The sequence below is a fragment of the Snodgrassella sp. W6238H11 genome (assembly GCF_016100525.1).
Lineage (GTDB): Bacteria > Pseudomonadota > Gammaproteobacteria > Burkholderiales > Neisseriaceae > Snodgrassella > Snodgrassella alvi.
Genome location: NZ_JACFSH010000003.1, coordinates 70,301 through 89,587 on the forward strand (window position 1 = coordinate 70,301; position 19,287 = coordinate 89,587).

The following is a 19,287-nucleotide window of genomic DNA, read 5'->3' on the forward strand; positions in this document are numbered from 1 at the left end:
CCGGAAATTTCCTGATCACAGAATTGTTACGTATGTATTTCCGGTTGTCTGATAATTAAAAATAGTTTTTAAACAACTATAGATTTGCCAGTGCTCTGCTCATTTCAGTAAAGTCTCCGCGCATCTGATACCACAGATTACTACGTGCCTCACTAAACTGCTCTTCACGACTAAGCAATGTACCTTCTGTAAATGCTGTGTATTTTCTGGGAACATGTCCGTCAAACCAATAATAAGTTTGCGATGAAGTACTTTTTCCTCTATAGCTGCGGTTTAGTTCATATAGTCCGCTAGTATGCACTTCAGCATTCATTACCGCTTCATTAATCGTCTTCACACTATATTGTTTGAAATAAAAATCTTCATAAACAGATTGCTCAACCATATTACCATTTTCATCAGCTACCTTTTTTGTACCCACTTTCAGATTTTCATATTTATCATCCGTCTCAATATTATCCTTATACTGCTGAAAATGACCGCGGGTCATATTTACATCAATCACCAGATTAGCCGATCCAGGGCTGTTTACAAAGCTGACATAGCTTGCCTGGAGTACGGAACGTATCTGGTAGGCCAGATAGTCATTTCCGCGGATAAATATCTGTACCTGTCCTTTTTGTTCATATACACCAGCCTGTCTGGTAGAATCTTTATAGGTGTTACCATAAGGACTATACACATCACTGGCCGCACGGAACAAAGCCGCTGCCTGCCGGTATTCACTCAGTAGTCTTGCTTTGCGCACAATACCCTGCGCTTCCTGATAGTGACTTTCCGCTTCAGCAGTACGCCATTTTTTTTCATAAATAGCAGCTAATTTGGCACTGTCCTTATAATTGCCCAAAGGCAGATAAACATCATGAGCTTTGCGAAAATTATTCGCTGCCTCTTTATAATTTTTGTCTCTGACATTAGCCTGTGCTTCAGTGTAATATTCCTGAGCAGCAGTTTTATAATACATGTTCTGATTATCATCAGCGCGCTTTTTAATATCCTTATAATTAAAATACTCATAGCCCTGACGGTATAATTTAGCCTTGCGCAAATAATCTGCACTGTTTGAAGCTACAATTTCATTAGCCTGCTGATAAAACTGTATAGCCAGAGATTCTTTCAGACCATCTACTGTATACAGACTTAAATATTTTTCAATATAAGTGCTGTAACTTTTATCTGCCAGCTCAGTTTTCATCGCCAGTAACAGCTGATAGCTTTTAATCCGTAAGTCATAATCAGAAACGGTAGCCTGTTTAATATTTTTTTGCGCCATTTCCACTAAACCGCTAACAGTAACCTGCAAATACAGAATATCCTTGTCCTTCCATGGCTTATTCTTTTGCTCAAGCTTCTTAGCCTTAGTGTTGAAATTATTAGCCAGAACTTTCACTCCGCCTACATAATCACCGGTTTTGAACTTGTCCTCCGGCTTAACCGGTAATGTACAGCTTGCCAGCAACAGACATAAAAAGACCAGTAAAATTTTTTTCATTTTTCGATCTCCAGAGGCGCGAAAACAGGCGCATGATAAAATACAAAAGGCGCATATTAACACTAGTTAACAAAACAAACAAATGCCTTTACTTTTATCCTGATTTCATTCTGTGTATAACATCATCCCACCGTCGCAATTTCGGTATATCTACCTAAATGATTTATAATTAAGTTAAAATAGAAACTGCAAACAGCATTAAAACATTTAAACTGATAATATATTGCCGTAGCTGTATCAGCTAAAGACAACAGATAATGCTATTTAAGAAAAGAAACCCATATTACAATCCGGCTAAAAGTCATCATACACCTTATGGTTTCTGCAATCTGGAACCTACAGTCATCAAACCCCTGGAAGTCTATCGCTGGAACTGGGAAAGGCATATCCATCATCTGCCTAAACCGCCGCAAAACGGATATGAGCATTTTGCACGCGACTGGTATCAGAAACCGGACTTTACACTGAGCGGCAACCGGCTGTGGTGGATCAGCCATGCCACACTGCTCATACGTTTACAGCAATGTACCATTATTACCGATCCGGTATTTTCACAGCGGGTATCACCAGTAACATTTGCCGGCCCCAAACGCCGTACTCAGCCTGCAGCCAGTATTGCCCAACTGCCTTCAGTGGATGTTATCGCACTGTCACACAACCATTACGATCATCTGGATAAGGCAAGTATCCGCCAGTTAGCCGAACGTTTTCCGTCCATCACTGCCATTGTTCCCCTAGGTTTGAAAAATAAACTGGAACATATGGGCGTACGTAATGTCATTGAACTGGACTGGTGGGAACAGGTGACGATTAAAGATATCCGGTTTCATGCTGTACCGGCACATCACTGGAGCCAGCGCGGCATTTTCGACCGCAATCATACTCTGTGGTGTGGCTGGATAATGCAGACAGCCGCGGGAAGTACTACCTATTTCAGCGGAGATACAGGTTTCAGCGAGATGATGTTCCGGCAGATTGCCGAGCGATTTGCCCCAATAGACATGGCTGCAATCCAGACAGGAGCTTATGCACCCCGCTGGTTTATGCATAATCAGCACATAGATCCTTATCAGGCAGTAACAATTTTTCAAATACTACAATGCCGTCAGGCCGTTGGCATGCACTGGGGTGCATTTGAACTGGCAGATGAACCCATAGATGAACCACCACAGCTACTAGCTCAGGCCTGTGAACAACAGCAGCTGGACAACAGCCGTTTTGAAAGTATAAAAATGGGAGCCAGCCGTCCCATTCCTGATTTAATTAAACAATAATAAGAAATTTCATCCCCAGCATATCGTTCTGAACGGAACTCACAGATTGTAAAATAAAAAATATTATCTTAATTTTATTTAAATTTCAGTCTGCTACACCTAAAATACGGACTAACCAATTGATTGCCGTAGTAATCAGTGCAACTTTATAAATATATATGCAAAATAGTATGCATTCTTAACTTGAACAAATGAATACTGATAAAAACTATCACATTAAAAATTCTGTTTAAGCTAAACCACTTTATTTATTTTTATTTTCACACCTGATTACGCAAATCATTCATCATGCGACTGAATTCTTCCCGGTAGGCAGGGGCAACATAAGGTCGTAACAGAGTCAGAGTCTGGTGAGTACCACGAAATTTAGAAGCTTCAGTCAGTTTGCGTTCATACAAAGCACTGTCATAATCACACCAATATTTGGTAATCAGCCAGATATTCACCGCCATTTCCTTGCGGGCAACTTCGTCTGTTTGTATAAAACCAATATCAGTCAATTGCTGCAAGAGATTTTGCAGTAACGGTGATACACGAACCCGGGTGAAATTATTGTGTTCACCCAATAATTCGGCACTGCGTGAAAGCATTGCATTTAAATCACTGAATAAAAAACGGTATTGCCACATTACATCATAAACACCAAGCATATAGTTCTTAATCGCTTCTGTGTCCTGTGGCGGACTGACCTGCTGCAGATAACACAGCAATTTCTCACTGTAGCGTTTGAATAACTGCATAATAATTTCATCTTTATTACGAAAATGATAATAAAGATTGCCCGGACTGATGCCCAGAAAAGAAGCAATATGATTAGTACTGATGTTGCGTTCACCCTCTTCATTAAACAGTTTCAGACTGGCATCAATAATGCGGTTATACGTATTGGGGCGTGATTCTTTCACCATATTAATTTCTTTCTGATTATGCAGTTTATCACCGGGCAAAGCATACAGATATTCTCTTAACCAGCCGCATGCGGCAAAACTTCCGGCAGCCAGACCGGTTCCGGTTCGAGCAATACCTGAAAATGCTGTGCTACACAGTTACGAACATATTTAGCCAGAGCAACTACATCGGACGCGCTGGCTTGTTTTTTATTAACCAGTACCAAAGCCTGCTGTTCATGAACTGCCGCACCGCCAAGCTGATAACCTTTCAGGCCGCACTGGTCTATCATCCAGCCTGCTGCCAGCTTTACCTGCCCGTCAGGCTGTGGATAATGCGGCAAAGCCGGATATTGTTTTAATAGGCTTTCTGCCAGTTCAGCCGCCACAACAGGATTTTTAAAAAAACTACCGGCACTGCCAAGCACTCGCGGATCAGGCAGCTTCTGCCGGCGGATACGGCACACTGCCTGTGCAACGATACTGGCGGTTAAAGGCTGCCCCTGTGCCAGCTCTGTGGCCACCTGAGCTAAATCACCATAATGCAGTTGTGGTGTAAAACTGCGGGATAATACAAACCGTACCGCCACAATGACATAACGCCCTTGCCGTTCATGCTTAAATACACTGTCCCGGTAAGCAAAGCTGCATTCATTCCGGCTGAGCCAGCACAGTTGCTGACTTTCAAGATCAAAACATTGTACAGCCTCAATACAGGATTGTACTTCAACACCATAAGCGCCGATATTCTGTACGGGTGCCGCCCCTACTGTACCCGGAATCAGACTCAGATTTTCCAGGCCGCACCAGCCCTGTTCCAGCGTATACTGAACAAAATCATGCCAGTTTTCACCAGCCGCAGCTTCTACGATAACCTGTACACCATCATCCGTCACCAGCCTGATACCACGATTGGCCATACGCACCACCAGTGCCGGATAATCCGCACAAAACAGAATATTACTCCCGCCACCCAGCCACAGCACACTTTGCCGTTCAAACTGAGGCAGTACCAGAATATCCGGCAACTGTTCAGTGTTCGTTAATGTGACCAGCCAGCGTGCCCGTACCGGCAGAGCAAAAGTATTTAGCGGCTGTAAATCTGCATGTTCAATCACACTTATCATGATTTGCCTTCTGCATCTGTCAGCATAAATTTTTCACTTTTCCGGTGCAGATACCACACCAGAGCCACAGCCGCACCTGTCAATGCCAGCACCAGAGCCAGCCAGAAACCATAAAGTGCCATACCGAAATACAAACCAAACAGACAGCCGAAACCCAGACCCAGACCCCAGAAACTGAATGCATGAATCACCATCGGAATCTTAGTCAGCTTATAGCCGCGCAAGGCATAAGAAGCAATTGTTTGTGTTGCATCAGACAACTGGAAAACTGCTGCAAAAATCAACAGCGTACCGCCGAGTAAAATCACTTCCTGATCAGCTGTATATAAGCCTACCCAGAAATGCCGGAACAAGAGCAGCATTACCCCGGTAAAGCAGGCACCAAGCAGTCCCATACACAACCCCACTCCGGAAACAAAGCGGGCACGCTGCCAGTTACGTGCTCCGACTGCCTGACCCACACATACAGCCAGCGCAATGCCCACACTTTGCGGCAACATATAAATTAAAGAAGTAATACTGATTACCACCTGTTGCGCTGCCACCTGAGTGACCCCGAAACGGGCAATCAGCAAACTAATAAAAGTAAACAGACTCACTTCCAGAAAAAACGACATTCCGATCGGAATACCCAGACGCAACAAAGAAGCCTGTGTACGCCAGCGCGGCCACTCAAAGCGCGCGAACAGAGCAAAAGGTGCAAAATACCGCTGCCGTATAATATATATGCCTAGTGCAATGGCATTCAGCCAGAAACAGATAGCTGAGGCCAGACCACAGCCGGCTCCACCCATCTGCGGCATCCCGAATTTTCCGTAGACAAAAATATAATTAAGCGGAATATTCAGCAATAGTGCAATCAGACTCACCACCATAATAGGTTTGGGGCGGTTTAAAGAAGAGGCAAAAGCATAAAATGCCCGGTGAATCATCGCTGCCGGCATACCCAGTGCAATATAGAACACAAACTGACCAAATACTGCATCCACATATGCACCCATATTCAGCCAGTGCTGCATTGGTATAATCATTGCCCACAGCAACAGCATACCCAGAACACCGAGAAACAGTCCGAACCATATTCCCTGCCGTCCCTGTTCTCCGATTTCCGTTGTTTTACCGGCGCCGTATAACTGTGCCAGTATCGGCTGTAATGCCGTCATCACTCCCAGAAAAGTAATATACAGCGTAATAAATACATTCGAACCCAGAGCCACGCCAGCCAGGTCGTTGGCACTGGCATGACCGGCCATTACAGTATCGACTACGCCTACACCTACCTGCGCTACCTGTGCAATAAGAATCGGCAACGCCAGCCGCAGCAATCTGCGACATTCAGCCAGCAACTCGCCCCGGCCGTGCTGATTCAGTTCAAACAACATGTTTCACCTACAAAATTAAACAATACAAACAACAAAATACCGTAGATCATCACATTCATCAGGCAGTTTACTGCTGCGATGCCAACAATAAAACAGGCTGCCTGAAATCATTCAGACAGCCTGCCAGCAAGAAAATCAATTAAGCGCGTTTACGGAATTCAAAAGTACGTGAATCAATTTCCACTTTATCGCCATTTTCAATATAAGCAGCTACCTGAATCTCGGCACCACCTACCAAACGTGCATTTTTCATTACTTTGCCAGAAGTGTCACCTTTTACTGCCGGTTCAGTATATTCCACTTCACGCACGATAATAGTAGGCAGTTCTACAGAAATAGCGCGACCGTCATAGAACGTTACTTCGCATTTTTCTTCCATGCCGTCTACAATAAACTTGATGGCATCGCCGATGTTTTCTGCTTCCACTTCATACTGATTGAATTCATCATCCATGAAAACATACATCGGATCAGCAAAATAGCTGTAAGTGCACTGTTTGCGATCCAGCACTACCACATCAAATTTCTCATCGGCTTTATAAACCGTTTCTGTAGCAGCACCAGTCAACAGGTTTTTCAATTTCATTTTTACCACGGCAGCATTACGACCGGATTTATTGTATTCGGACTTCTGCACCACCATCGGATCATTGCCCACCATAAATACATTACCCGGGCGCAATTCTTGTGCGGTTTTCATCTTTAATCTAACTTCCAAAAATGTTCAGCAAATAATAAGTATATTATTTTAGCGGAAGATGGCTGAATCTGGCTAGTTTTTCCAGCGCATTGTCCTGCCTATGCAGCATTTCTGACCACGCAGCGGCTGATTTTACCCAACTTTGCCAATGCGCGCACAAATACTGCCAAGCCTGTTCACGTTTTAACGAACTCACAGCCCCTGCACCGTTCAGATCATCCGACAAAACAGTAAACGCCTGTCTGAGCTCTGCCGGCCAGCCTTGCATCGCCTTAAACCAGAATGAATGCAGCTTTTGCAGATGGACATCATCATCCTGACGGTAAATATGCCAGAAAAACGGTAATCCTGCCCATAATGCCCGGACAAAACTGTCTTCACCGCGCACAATAGCCGCATCTGCCAGCCACAGCAAACGGTCAAAGGCCGCCTGTGGTACAAACGGAATACGTACCAGCGTCACATTCCCCAGCTCACAGCTATCCCCTTCCTGCTGCAGCTCCTCCGGTGCAATTAATTTTGCCGCACGTAAACTTTCAATGACCTGTCCGCCGGCGAGCCACAACGTTACCGGCGTATCCGCCTGCTGCCACATAGCCATCCATTGTGCCCACTGACCGGAAGTATAAGCAAATACCAGCCATAACTGCCCTGTATACTGTAACGGCAAACCATATTCCAGCCTGAATGCCTGCTGAAGTTGCGGCTGTTGTCTGAATTTTTCCCGCTCAGCCAGATAATCCGGTTCCCGTAACAAACCGCCACTGTCCGCATCAATACCCATAAACCAGAAATACTTTTCCAGACCATTAGGCTGCAACGATGACATAGCATGTAAACCGACCGCCCAGTCTTCGGCGGTCAGATACTCCCAGTTCAGCCACAATGGCCGGCACTGCCCCATTCTTTCCAGTACCTGGGGCGGAAGCTCACAACCAAACGTTTCTATTACCAGTACCGGATCGGCAGCAGCAGACAGCTGTTGCTGCATCATGGCATCGCCCTGCCATGCTTCGATAGTAATCCGTGCCTGTTTTTCCGGTGCCGGCACTAGCTTATTAAGTGCATCAGTATCATCAATCCACAAACGCACATGCATGTGCAGATATTCAGCCAGCAGACAGCTTAGCCGCCAGCCTACGCCCGCATCACCATAATTATCAATTACCCGTACAAATACCCATGCCTCTGCCATAGACTCATCCGACAGCATAGTTTCAGGTAAATTTAAAACATTCATTAAAATTTCCTTACACACAGCACAACTTACTCACACATTCTCACTCTTTATCCTTTTGTCAACCATAAAACAGACTTGACAAACTGATTTTATCCACATGAATTAAGCAACGCATACTGAACCCTATAAAAAGCAAAAATAGCTGCGCACATGCATTTTATTTTTATAAATAATTGTTTTTAAACAATTTTATTTTAAGGCTTATTTTTTAAGCAAGCACATGCAAGTCTTGATTTATAGGCAATTATGCCTGCTCATCTTTCATTTTCCACAGATTTATCCACAAATATTGTGGGCATATCTTTAACCCCTTTAACAACAAGGTTTTTTATGCCAGATCATCTGCGTCATGAAAAATAATCAGAAACTAATCACCATTATGGTAAAATAAACCATGCTCTCTAAAGTAGTAAAGCCATTATGTCTGATGCACTTTTTGCCAAAGAAACCATAGCAGTATCACTTGAAGATGAAATGCGCAGTTCCTATCTGGATTACGCCATGAGCGTGATTGTAGGACGAGCCCTTCCTGATGTACGCGATGGGCTGAAACCGGTTCATCGTCGTGTGCTGTATGCAATGAACGAAGCGAATAACGACTGGAACCGGCCTTACAAAAAATCTGCGCGCATTGTCGGCGATGTTATTGGTAAATACCATCCGCACGGCGATACAGCAGTTTACGATACTATCGTACGTCTGGCGCAGGATTTTTCCATGCGTTATCTGCTGGTCGACGGACAGGGTAATTTCGGTTCCGTTGATGGCGACAGTGCAGCTGCTATGCGGTATACCGAAATCCGCATGACAAGAATTGCGCATGAGCTAATGGCTGATATCGAACAGGAAACTGTTGACTTTGTCCCGAATTATGACGGCAAAGAACAAGAGCCGGCGGTATTGCCGACACGTATTCCGACATTACTGATTAATGGTTCTTCCGGTATTGCCGTCGGTATGGCTACCAACATTCCGCCGCACAATATTAACGAAGTGATAGGCGGTGCCAAAGCCCTGCTGGCTAATGAAAATCTCAGTATTGACGAGCTTATCGATCTGATTCCTGCCCCGGATTTTCCGACTGGCGGTATTATTTACGGACTTTCAGGCGTGCGTGAAGGTTATCGTACCGGTCGCGGTCGCGTCATTATTCGTGGTAAAACCCATATCGAACCTATTGGACATCATGATGAACGCGAAGCAATCATCATTGATGAAATTCCGTATCAGGTAAATAAAGCCAGACTAGTCGAAAAAATCGGCGAACTGGTACGCAATAAAATTCTCGAAGGTATTTCAGACCTGCGCGACGAGTCGGACAGATCCGGCATGCGTGTGGTTATCGAGCTTAAACGCAATGAAAATAGCGAAGTTGTTCTTAATCAGCTGTATAAATTAACTCAGCTTCAGGACAGTTTCGGCATCAATATGGTGGCTCTGGTAGACGGTCAGCCGCGCCTGCTGAACCTGAAACAGATTCTGAATGAATTTCTGCGCCACCGTCGCGAAGTTGTTACCCGGCGTACCATGTTTAACCTGCGTAAAGCACGTGAACGCGGTCACCTGCTCGAAGGTCTGGCAGTAGCTCTGTCTAATGTCGATGAAATCATTGCCCTGATTAAATCATCTCCTACCCCTTCTGAAGCCAAAATCGCTTTAACCTCACGGGCATGGCGTCCTGATCTGGTTAAAAACATGCTCGTACGCAGCGATATTGATGCAAAATTAATCAAGCCACAGAATTTACCGGAAAATACCGGTCTGAGTGCTGACGGCTATTTCCTCTCCGAAGCGCAGGCACAGGCCATTCTCGAAATGCGCCTGCAACGTCTTACCGGTTTGGAACAGGATAAAATTGTCGATGAATACAAAACTATCCTTGATAATATTATCGACTTACTTGATATTCTTGCCAAACCGGCTCGTATCAACCAGATTATTCATGATGAGCTGACTGCCATCCAACAACAATTCGGAGATGAACGTCGCAGCGAAATCAACACTTTTGGTGGCGACATTGCCGATGAAGACCTGATACCGAAACGTGACATGGTGGTTACACTGACTCACGGCGGCTATATCAAAACCCAGCAGGCAGATGACTATCAGGCACAACGGCGTGGCGGTCGTGGTAAACAAGCTACTGCCACCAAAGATGAAGACTTTATTGAAACTCTGTTTATCGCCAATACACACGACTACCTGCTGTGTTTCACCAGCCTGGGTAAATGCCACTGGATTAAAGTATACAAACTGCCTGAAGGCGGTCGCAACAGCCGTGGGCGGCCGGTTAACAACCTGATTCAGCTTGAAGAAGGTGAAAAAATTAACACCATTCTGCCAGTACGTGAATTCAGCGAAAATGAATACGTCTTTATGTGTACCGAACAGGGTATCGTTAAGAAAACCTCACTAATCGATTTTTCACGTCCGCGCTCAGCCGGCATTATCGCCCTCGGACTGGATGAAGGTGACCATCTGATTGGTGCGGTTAAAACTGCCGGTAAACACGACATCATGCTGTTTTCCAATGGTGGTAAAGCAGTACGTTTCAGTGAAGACAATGTTCGTCCGATGGGACGCAGTGCCCGCGGCGTACGCGGTATGAAACTGGCTGAAAATAATCAAGTAATCAGCCTGCTGGCCTATGATGCAGAAGAAGATAGCGACAAACTGGTACTGACCGCCACAGCCAACGGCTTTGGTAAACGCACTGCTGTTGATGACTACCGTCGTTCCGGCCGTGGTACTCAGGGTGTAATTGCCATCGATACCGGTGAACGTAATGGTGACCTCGTAGCCGCTACACTCGTAGCCGATAGCGACGACCTGATGCTGATTACCAGTGGCGGTGTACTGATTCGTACCAAAGTCGATCAGATCCGTTCTACCGGTCGTGCCGCTGCCGGTGTTAAACTGATTAACCTGGATGAAGGCGAAAAACTGGTCAGCCTCGAACGTATTGCTGAAGCAGAAGAAAACAGCGATAACGAAGTAGATATACTGGATACACCAGAAGCTTAATTCCGACATTTAAAAGCATAAAGCCGACTTTCCCAGTCGGCTTTATTTTTACCGGTATAAACATAATCAGCTTTCAGACAGCATAAAATCCACTACTTGATAATAATAATGAAATCCACTATCATCTTTACCCACAAAAGAAACCAAACACACACAAAGGACAAAACATGTACGTTTGTCTGTGCAATGCCATTACTGATCGCCAGATAAAAGAAACTGTTGCTGCCGGCGCCTCAAGTCTCACTGATTTACAGGCTCAGCTTGGTGTAGCCACTTGTTGTGGCTGCTGTGCTGATTTAGCCAGCTCATTCCTGTCCTGCCATCAGGATCGTCAGATTAATTGCACCAAAGCGGACAACACATAAAAATTTGGTACTCATACGAATAATTAACCGCTATTTTCTTTACTGCATTATTTATTTATCAACCAATTCATATTTTTATCTTTTAACTAAATATAGATAAATTATTTATAATTATTTGCGCTACCCAAATCAACAAAACCATATATTTTACATAAATCAACAAATAGGCATATAAGAATACATAAGCCCTTTGGTTTGTTTATTATGTTCAATGTTTTGTTTTTTACTTAAAGGGAGCAATAAATGAAAAAGAATAATCTGATAAAACACTATTTTCTTACATCAAGCTTAGCAATATTAATTACATTAGCATTACCTGCTACTGCAAAAACCACTACCAGAGTTAATAAAGCTGAAATTGATCGTTTATCGAATTATTTTGTAGCTCAGGATAAATCAGTCAGCAGCAAAATAGATTTTGATGGTTACATGAAATTAGCCGAAGAAGTAAAACGATACAGAGCTAAAAGACTTCTTCCTTTAAACCAATTTTTGGCCAAATCCAAAAATTCAAAAACCATTATTTTGGACTCCAGATCCAAAGAAATGTATGACAGAAAACATTTAAAAGGAGCCATTCATCTGAATTTCTCCGACTATAACCAGATTAGCCTATACAGATTAATTCCAGATAAAAATACAACCATTCTCATTTATTGCAATAATAATTTTATAGATGACCAGGAAAACTTTGCCAGTAAAATGGCAGTAACACCAACAGACCTGAACGGACTGCCATCTTATCGTGATAAGATCAGTTTAGCCCTTAATATACCTACCTTTATCAATCTATACGGATATGGTTATCGTAATGTTTACGAATTAGGAGATCTCGTTTCTGTTAACGATAAAAGATTAAAATTTGAAGGTAGCGAAGTTAAATAAATCATTTATCCGCACAAATCATTAAACCCATCTATTCTGACTATTCACATGAATAGTCAGAATAGATGGCCGTACTTACTTTTCTCTCTCTGTTAACTGAAACCATACTAAGTTATTAACTTGCAGGCAAATACCAATATTATTTTCAGGAGCAAAACAGGAATCCGTCATCATAGCTTTGCCCTTATTTTGTGATTATCTGCCAAGCCATCATGATGTCCCACTGCACTGATATCTGAAAAACACTGTTTCTGCCAAACCTGCCTGTCCGGCACCCGGCACGACAAAAGAATAATCAATAGCAACGAACTGTATTTACTATCATAACGGTTTCTTTAAAACCCATGCAGATGTATGAGCAGTAAAACCGATATGACCATAATAGTCGACAGCCTGTGGGGCAGCAATTAAAACAATTCCGGCATTCTCTCCAGTATTTTTCTGAATTTCCCGAATCAACTGCTTACCAATACCCTGCTTTTGATAGCGCTCATCAACAGCCAGATCAGCCAAATAAGTAATATAAACAAAATCAGTTAAACAGCGCGCAATACCTACCAGCTTCTGTCCGTCCCATGCTGTAATAATTAAATTTGCATTATTCAGCATAGACTGAAAACGGGATTTATCCGTAATCGGACGCCGTTCCCCCAGACTGCAATTTCGGTAAAGATTCAGCGTTTCTTCGAGTTCGGGTTTGATATTACAACGGTAAGCAATATTATTCATACATAATACCTCCAGTAAACGAACAAAGTATTAACTTCACATACAGATACAGTGAAAAACTAATTTGTACAGATGAAACCAACTAATAACCCTGTTCATGGTTCAGCATACTTTAAAATTTGTTTAGAAACTCAATATAATCAGCAGCACTTTGATTGATTGCCTGCGGAGTAATTGTTACTAATAAAGCATCTGTATTAGCGCCAAACAAAGAAAATGCACCCTGATAATCTGCTTTAACATAATGTAAAGTCATTTCATACGGACGCAGAACTGCCGTTAAATCATAAGATGCCTGATAATCCTGTTCCAAACTTCCCATAGAAACAGCCAGACCGATTTTTCGATCTTTAAGCTGAGTCCCGCGGGAACCATATGCCCATCCGTAGGTTAAAACATCATCAAACCACTGTTTCATTAGTGGCGTGCAGTTAAACCAGTAAACCGGAAATTGCCAGATCAGACTACCATATACCTCTACCAAAGCCTGCTCTTTCTCCACATCAATCTTACCGTCCGGATAAGACTTATACAGCTCATGCACCGTAATTTTTTCCGGAAATTTTTTTACTTCTTCAATCCAGCGTTTATTGACTAAAGAATGTTCAATATCAGAATGCGCTACAATAATCAGTATTTTTTCATTTTATTTCCCTTGGTTGTTTGATTACTAAATATAAATAAAAATTAGCTTATCCGAACACATCCGAATTTCAGTTTACAGTACAGCCTGCACTTTAGCCAGACAGAGCACAGTATTACAGACTATGGCCGTTGCTGATTAAATATTCAGCAAAACTCACCTGCTCAGATAAAAGACCCTGCTGCCGTCGCTGATACCATTCAATCTTGTCATTCAAAATCTGCAGATGTTTTTGCAGTTTTGCCTGCTGTTGCAAAAAATCATCACGGGTCTGTAACAACAACTCCAGCCGCTCAGTAATAGTTATATCCCCCTGACTGCGCAGCAACACATACTGCTGAAGCTGTTCCATACTCATACCGGTATTTTTCAGATGCAAAATAAAACGCATCCAATCAACGTCCTTTTCGGTATAGAAACGACGCTGATTGACAGAGCGCTGCGGAGAAATCAGCCCAAGACTTTCATAATACCGGACAGTTGCCGGCGTTAATCCGAATATATCCGCAAAAGCACGGATACTGTATTGTTGTGACTCTGTCATTCTTATTCCCATCACTAAAATAAAGCTCAAACAACTTAAAATATCATTTCATATTAAAAACTAAGTAATAGCAAATCAGGCAAAACAAACAGACTGAGCAATAACTTGCCTGCCTAACCTTTTTAATGCGTAAAATAAATAATCAATTCGTATAAAAATAGTAATAAAATTTTGATAATGAATAAAAAATATAATTCGAAATAGATATTCAGATAATAATACAGGAAAGCATATGCTTAATATATTGCTAAGGTATAATCAAACCACCACAGCAAAATCAGACAGTACTGGTAACCGTACTTAATTTTTACCAGAGATTAACACCATACATAAAACTCTAAAATATTAAAAATCTGAAAAATAATGGAATACCTGAATAATATTAATTGCCAACACTTTCCATTGGTATGGGATAACCATAAAACCAGTATTTATCAGTTTTTACTCCCTTATCAAAACGCGGATAAACTTCCCGAAACGGCCAAAATTCTGCCTGATCACTCCTTAGATAGTAGAAAAATAAAACAGGCAGCAAGAATGAGGGATGGAATTACAAATTATCATAGTGCCTCTGCAGAACAAAGTTGTGTAGAAAAAATTTTAGCATTACTCACCAAAATAACTGCGCAACCTAATCAATCCGATATTGAAACACTTTACACCCTAGTCCAAACAGGACGAACCTTAAGTTATATTGAAGATTTAACTGAGGAAATACTTAAACTCATTATTGATTTTGATAAATTATACGAATTTATTTATTGGCTAGCACTTAATAGTCCGGATCGTGAAATCATTAAATTCAGTATTGCCATATTAGGATGTTTTACTACCGAACAAACAGAATTATTTTTGTTATTTGGTATGCATGAAGAATTTTCATTATATTCTGCTGGCGCATTACAAAATACACTATCATCTGAAACCGATATTGAAAATGCCTTGCTGACATTAGCAAAAAAAATTGATGGTTGGGGACGTATTCATATCATTTATCGCTTAGTAACATATCCGTTATCATCATCAACAAAAGACTGGTTACTAAGATCCGGCTATCGAAATAGTTTGATGAATGAATATCTTGCTTATACCTGTGCAATGTCAGGTGAATTAGATAAAGCTTTAGCGCATGAAACCATTGATAGTGAATTAATCAGCTCCACAAGTGAAATTATTGAAGCGCTGATAAACGGCGGACCCACTCAGGATATGCATAACTATGCTGCTGGTGCTAAAGTCTGTCTAAATTATTTAACTCATTTACTCAATCTACCAAATTTAACGGATCTGAAAATATTACGAACCGTTTGGTTATTACACGATTTTGTGGTTAATAAAGTAAACCATTATCATCCTAACTGGGATACGCAAATCAAAAATCAAATAATCAACAAAGCAAATGAGGTTATTAAGCAAGATAAATGGTTAGACTTGATTAAAAATACTTTGACAACTAATGATACGGAACAATTTCAGCTAGCTGCAAACCTTTATACACAATATGGCTTTGATGCATGGGAAGCACATTTTAAACATCAAAAAAATTATCATAGCGATCAGTGGCCTTATTTACTACTAAGTGATTCATTACCGAGAATAAAGCAAGTTATTCAATTAGCTAATCAACAATATGATTTTGCTAAAATCGCAACAGGCCCTGCATTAATCCATGAATATGAAACAGAAATTGACACACATAATTTATTAGATTTGATTTTACAAGAACTCAATCATTTTCCCGGTGTTGGAGAAGACTTAATATTAATCGGCTTGAATAGCCCGATAATACAAAACCGCAATATAGCATTAAATACTATAGAAGCCTGGGATCAGTCATCTTGGTCAGAAAGAATCAAAACCGCAATTCAAGAACTGGAAATTATTGAACCTGATGAAAAAACTAAACACAGAATCATCACATTATTAACTTAAGATAATGATTAATAGCCTTATTATTAAAACAATCTTTATAAAATTAATTAATAGTGATATTTATTACATAGGCAAAACCGTATTAAACAGAACTGACTGAATTAAAGCAGCAAAATAATATCAAAATTATTTTGCCTGCGAATCTGGCAGCCTCACTTAGGGGTTTTCTTCACCAAGTAGTGATTATGATGTGGGTTTTATATATGTTCATCCGTTTGCTAAATACTTATTAATTGATAATCCGGCTTCTCTTTTGACTCTTCCATTTAATGATAAATGGGATATACATGGTTTGGATTTGAAAAAAATCTTACAACTGCTTCAAAAATCGAATACTACGCCTTTTGAATAAAAGATTGAGCAAACCTATCAATATAATAAATCAGTCCGAATGGTCAAAAAAGATAGTAGACAAAATCTCAAAGAATAAGAAATTCGAGGCACTAAATATATTTAAAAAGCATACTTTCGTTATATCTATGATTAAGATAGATATTCTTGAAACAACTGCTATACTTCTAAAACTAAATCTACAATCTTATAACTTTAATCTTTGCATAATTAAAACTATATCTAAAGTTAATGGTTCTGGTTCAATACAAAATAACTCTTGAGTTAAAGTTAACTTTAAGTTTTATACTCAAATACTGAAACAACAGGAGTAAGCCATGTCTACAGCATTCAAACAGATCTTTCCGCAAGGCAAGATTAATATTAATTATGCACAATATTTTATCGGCCAAAGCTATTTATCTAATTTAGCCGCTATCGATGAACAGGTAGATGTCGATGTTAGCAATGTTACTTTTGAGCCGGGCTGCCATAATCACTGGCACAAACATCTGCATGGCTATCAGATTCTGCTTGTAACAGCAGGACAAGGCTGGTATCAGGAAGCAGATAAACCAGCGCGACTGCTAAATCCCGGGGATTCGGTAGTCATTCATGCCGGAGTCAAACACTGGCATGGTGCCACTAAAGACAGCTGGTTCAGCCATATAGCCATTACTAAAGGTCAAAGTGAATGGCTGGAACCGGTAGACAGCAGTGATTACAACAATCTTTAACTTATCTTTTTTAATCTATAGGAGAAAATCATGAAAAAACAGACAGCAGGCCATGATTTATTAGGTGATTTTGCCCCCCAGTTTGCACATTTTAATGATGATGTGCTATTTGGAGAGGTGTGGTCTCGCGAACAGCAATTACCAGCGCACCAGCGTAGTATGATTACTATTGCCGCACTGATCAGTGCCGGTAACTTTGAGCAGTTACGCGCGCATTTAAACATCGGACGACAAAACGGTATTACTGAAACTGAAATCGTTGAGATTATCACTCATCTGGCTTTTTATGCTGGCTGGCCCAAAGCATGGTCAGCATTTAATCTGGCTAAAGAAATATATCACGATACTAAAAAGTAATCTGTGCAATAATCATCATATCAAACAAATTAATTGTCAGATTATAGACTTATTTGCAAATTATTCTGATTTGTTTGAAGACAGTAAATGCCGGTTTATTAAATTTTCTGCCGGTAATGTTCAATTTTACAATCTGCAAAGGAATAAATATGAGTGTTCAGAATAAGGTTGTTATTATTACCGGTGCATCATCCGGTATTGGTGCGGCAACAGCCCGCTTACTGGCTCGGAACGGAGCTAAAGTTGTTCTGGCAGCACGCCGTGAACAGCAACTGCAATTATTGCAACAGGAAATTACTCAATCTGGCGGTCAGGCAGTTTATCAGGTTACAGATGTGCGCCAACCGGAACAACTGCAGACACTGGTCGAACTGGCACAAAAACATTTTCAGGGCGTTGATGTGATATTCAATAACGCCGGAATCATGCCTAACTCACCAATCAGTGCCGTTCAAACTCAACAGTGGAATGACATGATTGATATTAATCTGAAAGGTGTGCTAAACGGTATAGCTGCAGTGATGCCAATTTTTACTAAACAAAAATCGGGACATATTATTACCACCTCTTCTATAGCCGGTATCAAAAGCTTTATGGGTTGTGGTGTTTATGGAGCCACCAAATTTGCTGTACGCAATCTGATGGAAGTGATCCGGCAGGAAAGTGCAACCGAACAAACCAATATTCGCACCACTACCCTATATCCGGCTGCAATCAATACCGAGCTTTTACAAAGCATTACCGATACTGCTGTTTTACAAAGTATGACTGAACTCTATAAACAGGTAGGCATCAGCCCTGACGCCATTGCGCGCGTAGTAAATTTTGCTATTGAACAACCTGAAGATACCAATATTAGTGAATTAACTATTTATCCGACTAAACAAGCATAGAAGTTAAATGTGATTTACCAACAAGAGTGTAATATTCATCTGTTTGAGCCGATATTACACTCTTATTACGTGAGCTGATACGGAGTGAATCACGATCATTTATATTTTTTCTTCATATATAGCATAGTTGCCTGTATGCAATAAAATATTCAGCATAATCAGATACCATTAAACAACTAAATGATGTATATCTAATGAATTCATTGTTGATAACATTCGATTGAATCTGTGCAGATATAAAAAGCCCGGACAAATTGTCCGGGCTTTTCAACATCTCAGTCAGGCAATCAGATAGTTATAGATTGATTGCCATCAAAGTTGTTTATTTTCGATGCGTGCGCAAATAGTCCAGCGTTTTCAGTTGGGCAATTGCCGCAGCTAAAGCCACATGTGCTTTTACCAGAGAAACATCATCTTTGGCTTCATGTATACCTGATTCTGCTGCTTTTTTAGCCTCTTCGGCACGCTGCTGATCCATTTCTTCACTGCGAACGGCCACGTCCGCCAACAGCGTAAGCTTATCCGGCTGTACTTCCAGGACACCACCTGATACGGCTACCAGAATTTCTTCTTTCTGGCCAGGCACTGTCAAACGCAGGGCACCAGGACGCACCAGGCTCATAATGGGTTCATGGCGAGGAAAAATACCAAGCTCACCTTCCAGAGTAGGCACGACTACAAAACTCGCTTCTCCGGAGTAGATGCTTTCTTCATTACTCACCACTTCCACTTGCATGGTACTCATC

The 19,287-nt window shown here is 41.3% G+C and carries 18 protein-coding genes and 1 pseudogene; 9 read left to right on the forward strand and 10 right to left on the reverse strand.

The window, feature by feature from the left end:
• Nucleotides 1–76: 76 nt before the first annotated feature.
• Nucleotides 77–1,492 (reverse strand): hypothetical protein, encoded by a 1,416-nt coding sequence (locus H3V00_RS06710; protein ID WP_084562787.1) that lies wholly within the window; start codon nucleotides 1,490–1,492, stop codon nucleotides 77–79.
• A gap of 257 nt (nucleotides 1,493–1,749) precedes the next feature.
• Between H3V00_RS06710 and H3V00_RS06715 the strand changes: the two genes are divergently transcribed.
• Nucleotides 1,750–2,766, forward strand: a complete 1,017-nt coding sequence (locus tag H3V00_RS06715) for an MBL fold metallo-hydrolase (protein WP_198207244.1) — start codon at nucleotides 1,750–1,752, stop codon at nucleotides 2,764–2,766.
• Between the two features lie 260 nt (nucleotides 2,767–3,026).
• On the opposite strand, the gene H3V00_RS06720 is transcribed toward H3V00_RS06715, so the two are convergent.
• The 5 genes from H3V00_RS06720 to earP all read right to left on the reverse strand — a co-directional run bounded on the left by H3V00_RS06720 (nucleotide 3,027) and on the right by earP (nucleotide 8,102).
• Entirely contained in the window at nucleotides 3,027–3,680 is a 654-nt protein-coding gene (locus tag H3V00_RS06720) for a TetR/AcrR family transcriptional regulator (RefSeq protein ID WP_096765862.1), read from the reverse strand.
• A 50-nt stretch (nucleotides 3,681–3,730) separates the two neighbouring features.
• Entirely contained in the window at nucleotides 3,731–4,780 is a 1,050-nt protein-coding gene (gene murB, locus H3V00_RS06725) for a UDP-N-acetylmuramate dehydrogenase (RefSeq protein WP_198207246.1), read from the reverse strand.
• Nucleotides 4,777–6,162 (reverse strand): MATE family efflux transporter, encoded by a 1,386-nt coding sequence (locus tag H3V00_RS06730; RefSeq protein WP_037394777.1) that lies wholly within the window; start codon nucleotides 6,160–6,162, stop codon nucleotides 4,777–4,779. Before H3V00_RS06730 ends, murB begins: the two co-directional genes overlap by 4 nt.
• A 139-nt stretch (nucleotides 6,163–6,301) precedes the next feature.
• On the reverse strand, nucleotides 6,302–6,862 hold the full coding sequence (gene efp / locus H3V00_RS06735; RefSeq protein WP_025331610.1) for an elongation factor P: 561 nt from the start codon (nucleotides 6,860–6,862) through the stop codon (nucleotides 6,302–6,304).
• Nucleotides 6,863–6,905: 43 nt separating this feature from the next.
• Complete coding sequence (gene earP / locus H3V00_RS06740) at nucleotides 6,906–8,102, reverse strand: elongation factor P maturation arginine rhamnosyltransferase EarP (protein ID WP_232335952.1); 1,197 nt, start codon at nucleotides 8,100–8,102, stop codon at nucleotides 6,906–6,908.
• Nucleotides 8,103–8,522: 420 nt separating this feature from the next.
• Between earP and gyrA the strand changes: the two genes are divergently transcribed.
• From gyrA to H3V00_RS06755, 3 genes are all read left to right on the forward strand, one after another.
• The gene (gene gyrA / locus H3V00_RS06745) at nucleotides 8,523–11,126 is read left to right on the forward strand and encodes a DNA gyrase subunit A (RefSeq protein ID WP_198207248.1); all 2,604 of its coding nucleotides are present in this window, start codon (nucleotides 8,523–8,525) and stop codon (nucleotides 11,124–11,126) included.
• Nucleotides 11,127–11,293: 167 nt separating this feature from the next.
• The gene (locus tag H3V00_RS06750) at nucleotides 11,294–11,491 is read left to right on the forward strand and encodes a (2Fe-2S)-binding protein (protein WP_078475503.1); all 198 of its coding nucleotides are present in this window, start codon (nucleotides 11,294–11,296) and stop codon (nucleotides 11,489–11,491) included.
• A gap of 243 nt (nucleotides 11,492–11,734) precedes the next feature.
• Nucleotides 11,735–12,376 carry a rhodanese-like domain-containing protein gene (locus H3V00_RS06755; protein WP_198207250.1) on the forward strand — a complete coding sequence of 214 codons (642 nt, stop codon included), beginning with the start codon at nucleotides 11,735–11,737 and terminating at the stop codon, nucleotides 12,374–12,376.
• Nucleotides 12,377–12,697: 321 nt separating this feature from the next.
• Here H3V00_RS06755 and H3V00_RS06760 read toward each other — a convergent pair whose 3' ends face one another.
• The 3 genes from H3V00_RS06760 to H3V00_RS06770 all read right to left on the reverse strand — a co-directional run bounded on the left by H3V00_RS06760 (nucleotide 12,698) and on the right by H3V00_RS06770 (nucleotide 14,292).
• The gene (locus H3V00_RS06760; protein ID WP_084551381.1) at nucleotides 12,698–13,105 is read right to left on the reverse strand and encodes a GNAT family N-acetyltransferase; all 408 of its coding nucleotides are present in this window, start codon (nucleotides 13,103–13,105) and stop codon (nucleotides 12,698–12,700) included.
• Between the two features lie 112 nt (nucleotides 13,106–13,217).
• Nucleotides 13,218–13,742 (reverse strand): NAD(P)H-dependent oxidoreductase, encoded by a 525-nt coding sequence (locus tag H3V00_RS06765; RefSeq protein ID WP_198207486.1) that lies wholly within the window; start codon nucleotides 13,740–13,742, stop codon nucleotides 13,218–13,220.
• A 121-nt stretch (nucleotides 13,743–13,863) separates the two neighbouring features.
• Nucleotides 13,864–14,292 (reverse strand): MerR family transcriptional regulator, encoded by a 429-nt coding sequence (locus tag H3V00_RS06770; protein ID WP_100126115.1) that lies wholly within the window; start codon nucleotides 14,290–14,292, stop codon nucleotides 13,864–13,866.
• 363 nt (nucleotides 14,293–14,655) lie between these two features.
• On the opposite strand from H3V00_RS06770, the gene H3V00_RS06775 reads away from it, so the two are divergent.
• From H3V00_RS06775 to H3V00_RS06795, 5 genes and pseudogenes are all read left to right on the forward strand, one after another.
• On the forward strand, nucleotides 14,656–16,224 hold the full coding sequence (locus tag H3V00_RS06775) for a hypothetical protein (protein ID WP_198207252.1): 1,569 nt from the start codon (nucleotides 14,656–14,658) through the stop codon (nucleotides 16,222–16,224).
• Nucleotides 16,225–16,396: 172 nt separating this feature from the next.
• Nucleotides 16,397–16,576 (forward strand): annotated as a pseudogene (locus H3V00_RS11660) (DNA polymerase beta superfamily protein); the annotation flags it as partial.
• 316 nt (nucleotides 16,577–16,892) lie between these two features.
• Nucleotides 16,893–17,291: a cupin domain-containing protein gene (locus H3V00_RS06785; protein WP_084554680.1), complete on the forward strand. Its 399-nt coding sequence runs from the start codon at nucleotides 16,893–16,895 to the stop codon at nucleotides 17,289–17,291.
• A gap of 30 nt (nucleotides 17,292–17,321) precedes the next feature.
• Complete coding sequence (locus H3V00_RS06790) at nucleotides 17,322–17,648, forward strand: carboxymuconolactone decarboxylase family protein (protein WP_232335953.1); 327 nt, start codon at nucleotides 17,322–17,324, stop codon at nucleotides 17,646–17,648.
• A gap of 149 nt (nucleotides 17,649–17,797) precedes the next feature.
• Nucleotides 17,798–18,541 carry an SDR family oxidoreductase gene (locus H3V00_RS06795; protein WP_084565262.1) on the forward strand — a complete coding sequence of 248 codons (744 nt, stop codon included), beginning with the start codon at nucleotides 17,798–17,800 and terminating at the stop codon, nucleotides 18,539–18,541.
• A gap of 322 nt (nucleotides 18,542–18,863) precedes the next feature.
• On the opposite strand, the gene H3V00_RS06800 is transcribed toward H3V00_RS06795, so the two are convergent.
• Entirely contained in the window at nucleotides 18,864–19,286 is a 423-nt protein-coding gene (locus H3V00_RS06800) for a F0F1 ATP synthase subunit epsilon (protein ID WP_025331621.1), read from the reverse strand.
• Nucleotide 19,287: the final 1 nt, after the last annotated feature.